This is a genomic window from Postechiella marina, assembly GCF_039538365.1.
GTDB classification, from domain to species: Bacteria; Bacteroidota; Bacteroidia; order Flavobacteriales; family Flavobacteriaceae; genus Postechiella; species Postechiella marina.
Genome location: NZ_BAABCA010000006.1, coordinates 94,357 through 109,332, shown reverse-complemented (window position 1 = coordinate 109,332; position 14,976 = coordinate 94,357). Strand labels below are relative to the sequence as shown.

8 protein-coding genes are annotated in these 14,976 nt (G+C 34.4%); 4 read left to right on the top strand and 4 right to left on the bottom strand.

Annotated elements, in window-relative coordinates; all coding sequences use genetic code 11:
- Positions 1-9 precede the first annotated feature (9 nt).
- The 4 genes from ABD715_RS14150 to ABD715_RS14135 form a co-directional block, all read right to left on the bottom strand.
- On the bottom strand, positions 10-2,319 hold the full coding sequence (locus tag ABD715_RS14150) for a glycoside hydrolase family 65 protein (protein WP_344788943.1): 2,310 nt from the start codon (positions 2,317-2,319) through the stop codon (positions 10-12).
- 5 nt (positions 2,320-2,324) lie between these two features.
- The gene (pgmB, locus tag ABD715_RS14145) at positions 2,325-2,987 is read right to left on the bottom strand and encodes a beta-phosphoglucomutase (RefSeq protein WP_344788942.1); all 663 of its coding nucleotides are present in this window, start codon (positions 2,985-2,987) and stop codon (positions 2,325-2,327) included.
- Between the two features lie 3 nt (positions 2,988-2,990).
- Positions 2,991-4,358, bottom strand: coding sequence for an MFS transporter (locus ABD715_RS14140; RefSeq protein ID WP_344788941.1), 1,368 nt, complete (start codon positions 4,356-4,358; stop codon positions 2,991-2,993).
- A 175-nt stretch (positions 4,359-4,533) separates the two neighbouring features.
- Positions 4,534-5,607, bottom strand: coding sequence for a LacI family DNA-binding transcriptional regulator (locus ABD715_RS14135; RefSeq protein WP_344788940.1), 1,074 nt, complete (start codon positions 5,605-5,607; stop codon positions 4,534-4,536).
- A 250-nt stretch (positions 5,608-5,857) separates the two neighbouring features.
- Here ABD715_RS14135 and ABD715_RS14130 point away from each other — a divergent pair, with 250 nt between their 5' ends.
- From ABD715_RS14130 to ABD715_RS14115, 4 genes are all read left to right on the top strand, one after another.
- Entirely contained in the window at positions 5,858-8,974 is a 3,117-nt protein-coding gene (locus tag ABD715_RS14130; RefSeq protein WP_344788939.1) for a SusC/RagA family TonB-linked outer membrane protein, read from the top strand.
- A gap of 12 nt (positions 8,975-8,986) precedes the next feature.
- A complete protein-coding gene (locus ABD715_RS14125) occupies positions 8,987-10,534 on the top strand; it encodes a RagB/SusD family nutrient uptake outer membrane protein (protein ID WP_344788938.1) in 1,548 nt (515 codons plus the stop codon).
- Between the two features lie 18 nt (positions 10,535-10,552).
- Positions 10,553-11,911, top strand: a complete 1,359-nt coding sequence (locus ABD715_RS14120) for a SusF/SusE family carbohydrate-binding protein (RefSeq protein WP_344788937.1) — start codon at positions 10,553-10,555, stop codon at positions 11,909-11,911.
- A gap of 78 nt (positions 11,912-11,989) precedes the next feature.
- Entirely contained in the window at positions 11,990-14,872 is a 2,883-nt protein-coding gene (locus ABD715_RS14115) for an alpha-amylase family glycosyl hydrolase (RefSeq protein WP_344788936.1), read from the top strand.
- The last annotated feature ends 104 nt before the right edge of the window (positions 14,873-14,976 follow it).

Genomic DNA, 14,976 nt, shown 5'->3' with positions numbered 1-14,976 from the left:
TTAATTAATTTAACTAACCGCACTCAGGTTTTTACTTTTTAAAACAACTGGTTTTTCGTTAACAAGAATTTCAAGATCGTTACCACTTAGCAACTCAAAATTAGTTTCGTTTTGCTCAATAGTTATTTTTATTATTTGGTTTCTAAAATTCACTTTAAACGAATAACCTTCCCATTGTTTTGGTATTTTAGGCGTAAAAGCTAAGGTGTTATTTTTAACACGCATGCCTCCAAAACCTTCAACAATACTCATCCAAGTTCCCGCCATAGATGTAATATGTAAACCTTCGTGTACTTCGTGATTATAATCGTCTAAATCTAATCTTGATGTACGTAAATAGAAGGTGTAAGCTTGATCCATTCTATCTAATTTCGCTGCTTGAATACTGTGTACACATGGCGACAATGAACTTTCGTGAACGGTAAATGGTTCGTAAAAATCAAAATGGCGACTTAATTCTTCATCAGAAAATTGATCTTCAAAAAAGTAAAATCCTTGTAGGGTATCGGCTTGTTTAATATATGGCGAACGTAAAATTCTATCCCAACTCCATTTTTGATTTATTGGTCTTTCTGATTTAGATAAATCTTCAACCGAAATTAATTCTTTATCTAAAAATCCATCTTGTTGTAAATACACCTGATGCTTTTCAGAATACGGGAAATACATGTTATCTGCAACAGCTTTCCACTTTTCTAATTCATCATCAGTTAATTTTACTTTATCGTTTATTCTGTTGAAATCTGAAGTGTATTCAGTTTCAACTTTTTCAATTTGTTCTAAAGCATAATCAATACACCATTTAGCCAAATAGTTTGTGTACCAGTTATTATTTACGTTATTTTCGTATTCATTTGGTCCGGTAACACCTAAAATGACATACTTGTTTTTATCTGAAGAAAAGGTAGCGCGTTGTTGCCAAAATCTAGCAATACCAATTAAAACTTCTAATCCTTTTTCTGGAATATAACTATAATCGCCAGTGTAACGGTAATAGTTAAAAATTGCAAATGCAATGGCACCATTTCTATGAATTTCCTCGAAAGTGATTTCCCATTCGTTATGGCATTCTTCGCCATTCATGGTTACCATTGGATATAAAGCTGCTCCGTTAGTAAACCCTAATTTACCTGCATTTTCGATGGCTTTATCTAAATGATAGTAACGGTATTCTAATAAGGTTCTAGCTACTTTTTGATCTTTTGTAGCCATGTAAAACGGGATGCAATAAGCCTCGGTATCCCAATAGGTGCTTCCGCCATATTTCTCGCCTGTAAACCCTTTTGGGCCAATATTTAATCGAGAATCTTTCCCTAAATAGGTTTGGTTTAATTGAAAAATATTAAAACGAATACCTTGTTGAGCTTTTACATCGCCATCGATAGTAATATCTGCCATATCCCAAATATTTGCCCAAGCTTGTTTTTGGTCTTCTAAAAGGACATTAAATCCTTTATTGGTAGCCAATTTTAAAACTTGTGTTGCAGCCTCAACCAACTTGGTTTTATCGTGATTGGTATCTACAATATAACCTCCAAATTTATGAATGCTATACGTTTCGCCTTGCTTTACTTGGTTTGCATAATTAAACGATACTTTTACATCGTTACTTTTTACGCTTGGTTCTAAAGCCAATTGCTTACCAGCCAAATACACCTGAGATTCCATAAACGTACAGGTATGAAAATTAGTTTTCATGGTTTTAGCCTCAACAAATGCTTGATTGTTATTTTGTTTTACAGCAGTTGTATCCCAAAATTTATCGTCCCAATTGGTATCTTCATTAGTAATACCAGAATCTAAATAAGGTTCGAATATTATTTCAGCATCCGTATTTAATGGTGTTATTTCATAATTAATAACCCCAACTTCATCTAAAGAAAGGCTTAAAAAACGCTTTACAGAAACCTCAACCTCAACATCGTTAGGCAGTGTAGCCTTGAAAGTTCTTGACAACCAACCCTCTTTCATGTTTAGCTCGCGCTTAAAATCGCTAACCGATTTGCAAGTATTTAAATCTAAAGCTTCGCCATTAACGCTTACATTAATACCAATCCAATTTGGTGCGTTTAAAACTTTAGCGAAGTATTCTGGATAACCGTTTTTCCACCAACCTACACGGGTTTTATCTGGATAATACACACCTGCAATATAGCTTCCTTGAAAGGTATCGCCAGTGTATGTTTCTTCAAAATTAGCACGTTGCCCCATGGCACCGTTACCAATACTAAATAAACTTTCTGAAGATTTTACGCGACTCGCATCAAAACCTTCTTCTATGATGGACCAATTATCTGGTTTTATATAATCTTGGTTCATATTCTTTATATTTTTTCTGAAATGACTTCTGTGAAAAAGTTGTCTGGAATTTCAGTTAGATTGTTAAAATTAAAATTGGATTCGTGGAGTGTTTTTTTGTCTCCAACACCAACAGATATCATGTTTGCTCTATTTGCAGCTTCAACACCAGCAATAGCATCTTCAAAAACAACACAGTGTTCGGGTTGTAAATTCAATTTTTCGGCACCTATTAAAAAGACTTCTGGATCTGGCTTAGCTTTAGATACGCTGTTACCATCAACAATACCTAAAAACCTGTCGAATAGATTAACTTGTTTTAAAATTAATGGTGCGTTTTTACTTGCAGAACCTAAAACGTATTGAATACCTAGAGTATCTAGAGTATCTAGAAGTTCTGCAGCTCCAGGTAGAATTTCTTCTGGCCCCATTTTATAGATATACTGCAAGTAGTGCTCGTTTTTGCTTATTAAGAATTCTTGCTTTTTTTCTTCGGAAAGTTCTACTTTACCTATGTCTAAAAGAATTTCTAAAGACCTAACACGACTTACGCCTTTTAAAAGTTCGTTGTGAGTTTCTGTAAACTCAAAACCTAAATGATCTGCAAGGTCTTTCCATGCTAAAAAATGATATTTAGCGGTATCTACGATAACACCGTCTAAATCGAAAATGACTCCAATCTTGTTCATTTGTTATGATTGATATGATATTGCCGACTTGTTTGTAATTAAGAAATTACACAGTCCTGCAATTATTAAACTTCCACCAGCTACTAACATGGCATTAATAGCTTCGTCGCCTAATAAGCCCGAAATAAAATTAATTCCACCTAATGCTGCAATAATTTGAGGTATGACTATAAACATGTTGAAAATGCCCATAAACATGCCCATTTTTTTGGGATCTACAGAGCTAGATAACATGGCATAAGGCATAGATAGTATACTGCCCCATGCAATACCAACGAGTACAAAACAGTATTTTAAATGTTCTGGATTATCTATTAAATACATACCAATAAACCCAAGGCCACCAAGAATTAATGATGCCATGTGCACATATTTTCTGTTGATGTTTCTTTTAGCTGTATAAAAGGTAAGTAGTAAGGCAAATGCCATTGATGATAAGCCATAAATACCCATGGCAGACCCAACGCGGTTTGATGCTTTTTGAAATGTTGTATTGGCAACATCGAAAGCTTCTTTTTGCTCTAAGATTTCCATATTAAAATTGGCCTCGATAGGTGCGGGCGCATTAAACACATGCTCTGTTAAAGCTGGATTAGCTAAACTCCACATGGTAAAAAAGGCAAACCATGAAAAGAACTGAATGACTCCAAGTTTCTTCATCGTTAAAGGCATATTCCCAATATTGTTAACAATATCTGGAATAAACTGATTCTTTTTTTGCTTTTCCTTTTCGAAGGCTTCCATATCCTCTGGCGGATATTCGCTAGTTGTAAAAATGGTGTACAGCACACTAATAAGAAATACAAGGGCACCAATACCAAAGGCTACTTTTACCGACATAGGAACCACACCTTGAGGTGCAGAATCGCTGACTCCCAATTGGGAAATCATCCAAGGTAAATTACTAGCTACCCAAGTACCAATACCAATAATTAAAGTTTGTACAACAAACCCATACGAACGTTGCGACTCTGGTAATTTATCTGCAACCAAAGCTCTAAAAGGCTCCATAGAGATGTTTATGGAAGCATCTAAAATCCATAAAAAACCAGCTGCCATCCATAAGACGGAAGAATGCGGTACAAAAAATAATGCAATAGAACTTAAAATAGCTCCAATTAAAAAATAAGGGCGTCGTCTTCCTAACTTAGGGTGCCACGTTCGGTCGCTTAAATAGCCAACAATGGGCTGTACAAGCAAACCGGTTAACGGTGCTGCAATCCATAACAATGGTATATCGTCATGACCTGCACCTAGCGTTTGAAAAATTCGAGACATAAAGCCTCCCTGTAATGCGAATCCGAATTGTATTCCTAGAAACCCGAAACTCATGTTCCAAATTTGCCAGAAACTTAATCTGCGCTTTTCCATTAAATAGTATATTAAGTTAATACTATTTGATAAGCGGTTCTATACCAATCTAGCTATAAGCTAAACCTGTATTACTTATCAAAACTTACGTGAGAAGTGAAAATATAAGTTTTGATTTCGAGTCAAAGATATAAAAGAATTTCGATTTTCCTAATCTGTAATTTTGCCAACGAAACTATTTAGTAGATTCTCTTTCGATAATTTCTGTCTCGATTACCATCTTTATAAAATCACGTTTTCTCTCGTTATTAGTAAAGTATTGCTCGGTTTGAGTGTCTTCTGCTTCTAATCTATCTATTAATAAATTAGCCGATTGTTCTCCAATTTTTTGTCCGTGCTGGCTAACGGTTGTTAAACTTGGTGTGGCATGTTTAGACAGCACACCATCAGTAAACCCTATAACTTGAATGTCTTCTGGAATGTTTAAACCAAGTTTTTTTGCCACTTTCATTGCAGTAACAGCATACAATTCGTTTACAGCAAAAACGCCATCAATATTAGGGTTAGATTTAAAAAAATGGGCCAATTCAGTTTCTAAAATATCTAAATGATTTTCAACATCTAAGCTATCATCTATTTTTAAGATTAAGTTGGAATCGGCTATAATACCTTCGTTTTGAATAGCTTCTAGGTAGCCTTGAGTTCTTAGTCTGCCTACGCTTACATAATCCATAGTGGTTATTAAAGCGATGTTTTTACACTGATTTTCAATAAGTTTTTTTACTGCTTTTACTGCACCATTAAAATCGTCTACAATAACTTTATCGCAATCTACCTCGTTTACAACACGATCAAACATTACAATAGGAATGCCTTGGTTTATTGTTGCATTAAAATGATGATAATCTTGCTTTAGTAGTGTTTCTTTTGATATGGAAAGTACAAACCCGTCAATACTACCATTGGCGAGCATTTCCATATTGATGATTTCTTTGGTAAACGATTCGTTAGACAATCCAACAATAACGTTGTATCCGCGACGATTTGCCACACGTTCTATACCACGAATAACAGTAGAAAAGAAATGGTGTACAATCTCTGGTATTAAAATGCCTATAGTCTTGGTTTTTCTGTTTTTTAGACTGAGGGCAATGTTATTTGGCTTATAATTATAAAGTTTTGCAAAAGCCTGAATTTTCTGGGTCGTGTCTTCACTAATTTCTTTACTGTTGCTTAGTGCTTTAGAAACTGTTGATACAGAGACGCCTAGCTCTTTGGCTATTTGCTTTAAGGTTATTTTTCTCTTCATAATATTTAAATCAGTCTAAAATAGTAATTATTTGCTAGGCAAGGTAAATATATGAGATTATTTAAAAACGAGCTTTAAATTATGTTTTTCTTAAAAATTAAGAGATAAATTTATAAGTTATCAACACGAAATCGATTTCGTAAATTATTTCGTAATTATTAATTGTTTGTTTACAATTTCTTTACATAGCTTTGAGTAGAGAAGTGAAAATATAACTAAACAAAAAGACTTATTAACTAAATTAATTTGTATGAAAACAATAATTAATAGTTTACTGTTAATGCTGTTTTTGGTGCCTATATATATGTTTGGGCAAACTCCAATAACAGGAACGGTAACAGAACAATCCACTTCAATTCCTCTCCCAGGAGTTAATGTTGTTATTAAGGGAACAATTAAAGGAACTGCAACAGATTTTGATGGAAATTATAATATTGAAGCCAACAGCGGAGACGTTATTGTGTTTTCTTATATTGGCTATCAATCTCAAGAAGTTACTTTTACTGGACAATCTAAATTAAATGTCCAATTAATCGAAGATGCTTCTCAGCTTGATGAAGTTGTTGTTATTGGTTATGGAAGTGTTAAAAAAGAAGATTTAACAGGTTCTGTTGATGTCATTTCATCAAAAGATTTTAATCAAGGAGCTGTTATGTCTCCAGACCAATTATTACAAGGTAAAGCAGCAGGTGTTAGAATTACAAGTGCTGGTGGGCAACCAGATGCAGCACCAAATATTAGAATTAGAGGCGGTTCGTCTCTTTCTGGAAATAATGCGCCTTTAATTGTTATCGATGGTGTACCATTAGATAATAGTGGGGTAGCGGGTGTTGGTAACCCTTTAAGTTTAATAAATCCTAACGATATTGAAAGCTTTAGTGTGCTTAAAGATGCCTCTGCAACCGCTATTTATGGTTCGCGTGCATCAAATGGTGTCCTTATAATCACCACTAAAAAAGGAACATCGGGTGAAGCTAAATTCAACTTTTCTGCTAGAACATCATTGAGTAATGTTAGCTCAAGAGATCAGATTCCAGTAATGAGTGGCAATGATTTTGTGGCATTCGCAAAAACTTACTTTCCTAATAATTTAGAGGCTTTGGGTGTTCCTGTGGGAAGTGTAAATACTAATCAGCCTAGTACAATTGTAAATTTAACAGATAAGGATGGTAATCCTATTCAACGTGAAATATTTAATACAGATTGGCAAGATGTTATTTACAGAGCTGCTATAACTAGAGACTACAATTTTGGAGTTAGAGCAAACTTATTAAAGAGAATTCCGTTTAGAGCATCTATTGGTTATAATAATACTGAGGGTGTTGTAAAAACTAACGATTACGAAAGAATTACAGCTTCTTTAAGATTGTCGCCTAAGTTTTTTGATAATCATTTAAAGATAGATGTTAATGCTAAAGGTACATTTGTAGATAAAAATTCTATTGATGAAGGTGCAGCTCTTGGAGGTGCAGTTTCAATGGACCCTACAAAGCCTATTTACAATACAAACTCTATTTTTGGAGGGTTTTACCAACAATTGCAAGCAGCAGACAATCCAAACGATCCTAATGCTAAAATTGGAGCGGGTAATCCATTAGGCGTATTGCTTCAAAGAACACGTCCTGAAAAAGTAGATCGTATTCTTGGTAATATCGAGTTAGATTATAAAATGCACTTTTTACCAGAATTGCGTGCGGTAGTTAATTTAGGTTTAGAAGCTTCAAGAGCAGAAATAACTGAAAATTTTTCAGAAAATGCCATTAATGCATATACTTTAGTTCCAGATACTAGTGTGCCTGCTGGAACATATATTTTTAATTCTGGAAAAAGTTACGGAGAAAGACAACATGTTACAAACGTAACTATGGAGTCTTATATGGCTTATAGAAAAGAATTTGATAATTCTTTCTTAAATAATTTTGATGTACAAGCTGGTTACTCATACCAAAATTTTAAAACTGATGGGAATAAAGATGAGTTTGAAAACGACCCAGTAACAGGAGAAAGAATTATAAACTTCGATGCATTAAATCCTATAAATAGATATTTTAACGAATTAAATTTACAATCTTATTTTGGTAGAGCTAATTTTAATTTAGGAAATAAATATTTAGTTACAGCTTCATACAGAGTAGATGGCTCTTCTTTTTTTACAGAAGATAACAGATGGGGATATTTTCCTTCTGCTGCATTAGCTTGGAAAATTAAAGAAGAAACATTCTTAAAAGATGTAGAGTTTGTTAACGATTTTAAATTAAGGTTTGGTTGGGGTGAAACTGGACAGCAAGACATTTCGGGGCAAGTAGGCTTTTATCCGTCTATTCCTTTATTCGAAATTGGTTCTCCAGAAAGTCAATACATTACTGGTGTTAACTTATACAATGCAAAAGAATTTAATCCCGATTTAACTTGGGAAAAAACAACTACTTATAATGCTGGTGTAGATTTCGATTTCTTTGAAAATAGTTTTCTTTCTGGATCTTTTGATATTTTTAAAAGAGAAACTACAGATTTATTAGTACTTACAAATGTGCCTCCAGGGCAAGCGTTAAGTGATCAGGTGATTCAAAACGTAGGGTCTACAGACAGTAAAGGTTTCGAATTAAATTTAAACCTTAATCCTATAAGTAATGATGTTTTTAACTTATCATTAAACGGAAACTTATCGTATAATTTTACAGAAGTAACCGATTTAAAAGGTGCTCAGCAAATTAATGCAGCAGATGGAGGTTTGCCAATAGGAACAGGTAACATTTTATTAAGACATGCTGTTGGAGAACAAGCTGGTTCTGCATGGGTATTAAAACAAGTATATGATACCAACGGAGCGCCTATTTTAGGGTCGTTTGTAGATTTAAATGACGATGGTAGAATTACTGAGGCAGATAGATATTACAGAGCTATTCAGCCTAACTGGACCTTCGGTTTTGGTTTTAATATGAACTATAAAAACTGGGATTTAAGCGCAAGCTTTAGAGGTCAATTAGATGGAGAAATCTATAACTCGAGAAAATTAACTCATGGTGCTATAGATAATGCTTTAGCTTTAGATGGAAATTCATTTAATAACACATTAAACTTCTACGAAGGAGAGGCTAGCACTGTATTTACAGATATTTTAGATCCAATTCAATATTCAGATTATTTTATTGAAGGTTCGTCTTTCTTACGTTGCGAAAATATTGTTCTAGGACATACGCTAGATAATGTTATAAAAAACACACGAATTAAAATTTATGGAGCGGTAAATAATCCTTTTATAATTACCAATTATTCTGGGCAAGATCCAGAAAATTTTTCAGGTATAGACAACGATTTCTATCCAAGAGCTACGATATATAATTTAGGTATTAATGTTGATTTTTAAACTATAAAAATTATGAAAAATAAAATTTTTAAAATACTATTTGGTTTAGTAGTAGTCTTCACTGTCAACATAAGCTGTACAGATGATTTAAATACAGAACCAATAACAGAACTTTCTCTTGATGAGCTGTTAGCTCAAGATCCACAAGCAGTAGAGGGTATATTATCCAGACTTTACGGTTCGTTTGCACTTTCTGGTGCAGATGGTCCAGAAAGTTCAGATATTAGTGATAACCCTGGAGAGTCACCTTTTTTAAGAGGTATTATAAATCTTCAAGATTTTGCTGCCGATGCTATGAAGAATAGATGGGGAGACAATGGTTTAGATCAATTAACGACAACATCAGATTGGACACCCGAAAATAAGTTTTTTAGATATTTATATAACAGGATTTTCTTTACCATTCCGCAGTGTAATAACTTATTAGCCATACTTCCTAATGTTGAGGTAGAAAATAAAGACGTTATCATTTCTGAAGTTAGATTTATTAGAGCATTATCTAATTATTATTTAATTGATGTATTTGGAAAAGGTGTCTTAGCAACAGAAGATACATTTGGTCAAACAGAGCCTTTACCAGAAGCATCACGTCAAGAATTATTTGATTTTGTTGAAGCTGAATTATTAGAAATTGAAGCTTTATTACCAGCTACTAACACATATGGTAGAGCCACTAAAGGCGCTGCTCAAATGTTATTAGCAAAACTGTACTTAAATGCAGAAGTGTATACAGGAACTCCAAAATATGGTGAGGCTGCTACTTATGCAAATAAAGTTATTACTGAAGGACCTTACACTTTAGTAAATGATTATGTAAGTCTGTTTTCTGCAGACAACGAAGGTTCAGCAGAGATTATTTTACCTTTAATAGCTGATGCACAAGTAAGCCAAAGTTTTGGTAATACGACATATATTGTAAATGGAAGTTTAAATTCAGAGACCACCCCACTTGCTCAATATGGAGCAACCGAAGGTTGGGCAGGACATCGTTCTAGTAAAGCTTGGTATGGTTTATATGGAAATTTAGAAACGTCGACAGATACAAGAGCTAGTTTGTTTTGGACAGAAGGACACAACTACGAAATGGAAGATTATAAAGAATGGACCGATGGTTATCCTTCAGTAAAATTTAGAAATACCAATTTTGTTGGCGAATCGTTACCTTCTAAATTCTCTTCAACAGATTTTCCATTATTTAGGTTAGCTGATGCTTACTTAATGTACGCAGAATGCGCTGTAAGAGGCGCTGCTGGAGCAGATATGGGAACAGCTGTACAATATGTAAACGCAGTTCGTACAAGATCTAACGCAAGTACCATTACGCAAACAGATTTAACCGAGCAATTTATAATTGACGAGCGTGGAAGAGAGTTAAACCTTGAAGGACATAGGCGTACAGACTTAATTCGTTTTGGTATGTTTACAGGTAGCTCTTATTTATGGCCATGGAAAGGTGGTGTAAAAGAAGGAACTTCAATTCCTGCAACATATAAATTATATCCAATTCCATCGTCAGCATTGCAGGCTAACCCGAATTTAACCCAAAACCCAGGATTCTAAAAACTAAATTAAACTATTATGAAAAATATTAAACTTTTATCACTCTTATTAATAGCAATTGTAGGCTTTGTTGCTTGTGATCAAGAAGATGATCTAGTATTCACAGCACAAGCACCAACCGAAGGCATTATCTTTTCTAATACATTTTTAGAAGAATACGTTTTAACAGCTGCAGCATCTACTAACTTAGGAGAGCGTTTTACTTGGGAAGATGCCAACTATGGTGTGCCAACTAATGTAACATACGAATTAGAAAATTCAATTTTAGGAGATTTTACAGATGCTACTACCGTTGGAACAAACGATGGAAATGAACTAGCAGTTACTATTGGAGAAATGCTTGCTTTTGCTCAAGCAGCAGGTTTAGATAACGATCCTAATACAGAATTGCCAAACACAGGAACGCTTTACTTTAGAGTAAAAGGTTTTGTTGGCACAGAAGGACTTCCAACATACTCTGCAATACAAGAACTTACGGTAACTTTACCAGAAGAAATTGAAGGTGGCGGATCGGTTTTTGAAGTTGCTACTTGGGGTGTTGTTGGTTCTGGTTATAATAATTGGGGCGCTTTTGCAGATGCTAAATTCTATACCACATCAACACCAGGTGTTATTGTTTCTTATGTAAACCTTATTGATGGTGAAATTAAATTCCGTGAAAACAATGACTGGACTGTAAGTTTAGGTGATGCTAATAATGACGGTATTTTAGATACAGATGATAGTAATAATATTCCTGTAACTGCAGGAGACTATAAAATTACTATTGATACCAATGATAATTCATACACAATCGAAGCATTCTCTTGGGGTGTTGTTGGTTCTGGGTATAACGATTGGGGTAATGCTGGACCAGATGCTAAATTTTACTACGACTATACAACAGACACTTTTAAAACTAGTGTACAATTATTGGATGGTGAGATTAAATTTAGAATGAATAATGAATGGAATGTAAGTCTTGGTGACGCTAATGCAGATAACGTTTTAGATAGTGATGAAAATAATAACATAGCTTCTACAGCTGGACATTATTTAATAACTATTAATTTAAACGATAACGCTTACACTATTGAAGAGTCTACAGTTTATGGTATCGTTGGTTCTGGTTATAACGATTGGGGTAATGCTGGTGCAGACGCTGCATTAACAGAAATACAACCTGGTGTTTGGTTTGCAGAAAACATTAATTTAATTGATGGCGAAGTTAAATTTAGAGAAAACAATGCTTGGGATGTAAGCTATGGCGATGCAGGCGACGATGGAGTTATAGACATGGATGCAGATAATAATATAGCTGTAACCGCAGGAAACTATGTTGCTTTTATCGATTTTAACGATGCTTCTGGACCTGTTTACTACTTAGGTTCTAGGTAAGCTCTTAAATTATAAAATAACATAATTTTAAAGAGGTTGCAAGTTCCTATTGCAACCTCTTTTTTATAAATATAAACTATGAAAAAATTAATACTTATTTTTTTCTTGTTTGCCAATTGGTGTTTTGCCCAACAGCAAACAGTTACACACGCTATTGCACCTTTTCCTTTTGAGGAAAACGATAATATTACCATTACAATTGAAGGTAGCACAGTAAACGAAGCAACTTGGGGTATCTCAGGTAATGCTTTATACTTGTGGGCTTGGTCTTATAATACTAATTTAAGCGACCAGCAAGATTGCCCAACTAATGGCGCTTGGGATAATTCTAACGAAACAAACCGTTTTACTTATAATGCCGGTTTAGATACGTATACCATTTCATTTGTACCAACCTCCTTTTTTTCAAGACCAGACATTGGTAGAATAGGTTTTTTAGTAAAAGCAAAAGATGCTTCAGGCGATAAGAAATCCCAAGATATTTTAGAAAACGTAGGAGCTTTTCAATTGTCACTAAATGCGCCTTCAGAATCTACTACCATTTTAGCATCTGGAGACAATCTTAATATTTCGGCTTCAAATACTGGCGGACATGCAAATTACACATTAAAAGCAAACGGTAGCGTAATAGATACGCAATCGGGAATATCATCGTATTCGTATACCGATTCAAACATCATTGTTAATAAAAATTACACACTAGAAGCTACAGTTGATGGTGTTACAAAAACCAAAGATTTTTCTGTACTTGTAGATCCTGGATCTAGTTTTAGTGTGATGCCAGAAACCTATTTGGATGGTATTAATTACCACGAAAGCGACCCAACAACAGCAACACTTGTTTTGTATGCGCCAAGTAAAGATTTTGTTTACGTAGCTGGTAGTTTTAATAATTGGCAACCAGATACAAGTTATGCTATGCAACAAGATCCATCAAGAAATAATAAATTTTGGATTACTATAAACGGTTTAACACCAGGGCAAATTGAAACGTTTCAGTATTGGGTTGTAGACGAAAATCCTATTGCAAATTCACCTGCTATGGTTAAAACTGCAGACCCTTACTCAACCTTAGTTTTATCACCTTTTGATGATCCTTATATTCCTGCTTCAACTTACCCTAATTTACCCGTATATCCTGCAGGACAAGAGCGTGAAGTTACGGTTTTACAAACAGGAAAAACTGCCTACAATTGGCAGGTTACAGATTTTGCTAAACCTAAAAAAGAAGATTTAGTAATCTATGAAGTTTTAATTCGTGATTTCGATGCCAATAGAAACTTTCAAGATATTATTGATAAAATAGATTATTTTAAAAATCTAAACATTAATGCCATCGAGCTTATGCCAATCATGGAGTTTGAAGGCAACGAAAGTTGGGGGTATAATACGTCATTCCACATGGCTCTAGACAAGTTTTACGGTACCGAGAATAAGCTTAAAGAGTTAGTAGATGTTTGCCACCAAAATGGAATTGCAGTAATTTTAGATGTGGCTTTAAACCATGCCTTTGGTAGAAACCCTATGGTTAGAATGTGGATGAACGATCCAGATAATGATGGATGGGGTGAGCCAAGTTCTGAAAACCCATACTTTAATCAAACGGCGACACACACTTATAGTGTAGGATCAGATTTCGATCATTCTAATTCCTTTACCCAAGTATACACAAAGCGTGTTGTAAAACATTGGATTGAAGAATTTAATATTGATGGTTTTCGTTGGGATTTAACTAAAGGGTTTACTCAAAACTGTACCTCTGCAGATGAAAGTTGTACCAACAGCTATCAACAAGACCGTGTAGATGTTTTAAAAGACTACGCAGATTACTCTTGGAGTCTAGACGAAACACATTACGTAATTTTCGAGCATTTAGGTGCGAGTAACGAAGAGCAAGAGTGGGCAAATTACAGAATTGGTGATGCCATTCCTAAAGGTGTTATGATGTGGAGCGAAATGTGGACATCTTACAAGAATTTAGCTCAAGGACAAACTAGTGATATTAATATTGATGGTATTGGACATACCGCCCATGGTTTTACCCAAAAACGAACATTAGGATATCCTGAAAGTCATGATAAAGACAGAATTATGTACGAAATGACACAGTTTGGTAGCGCAACAAACCCATCGCATGATGTTACCGAATTACAGAATGCTTTAAAACGAATGTCTGCAATTGGAGCGGTATCTTTAACCGTACCTGGGCCAAAAATGGTTTGGCATTTTGCCGAATTAGGGATGGATAATTCTATTTGGACCTGTAACAGCGGTGTAGTAAATTCAGATTATGATGGTAATGGAGATGGCGATTGTAAATTAGACACAAAGCCACAGCCACAATGGACCGAAAACTGGTTAGCAGACACCAACCGCAGTCAAGTGTATAGTAATTGGTCTAGATTAAATGCACTAAAAGTTAACGAAGCTGTTTTCGAAGGCGATTATAATATTACTTCTGGAACACAAACACCAAGAATTAGTATTTACACTGGCAACGAAAACACATCGGGATCAGAGTTAAAAAACGTAATAGTAATCGCTAATTTTGCAGTTACCAATAAAACCATAAATCCAAACTTTCCGTATACAGGGACTTGGTATGATTTAATGGACGAATCTGGCAATTCAACTATAGATGGTGCAACCACCTCAATAAACCTTGCTCCGAGTGAATTTAGAGTTTACGGAAATCAAGCCTCAACTTTAGCCACAACTTCTATTGAAACAGAATTAGATTTAAAGTTGTTTCCAAACCCTGCAAAAAAATCATTTTCAATAAATAAAAACCTCAAAACGTTAAGCGTTTACTCCATTACAGGAAAGCTTGTAAAAACGTTTCGTGGTAATTTTATAAAAGGTCATAATTTTAATATTACCGATTTAAAAGCAGGTTTATACCTAGTAAAAATAAGTAATAATTTAAGTGAAGTAAACACTTTAAAACTTGTAAAATTTTAGTTTAGTTTGTTTGTTGGTTACTATTCAAAAAAAAATATTTTAAAGGTGCGTTTGTTATAAATAAGCGAGACATTAAATATAGAATAGTAATTAAAATTAAAACC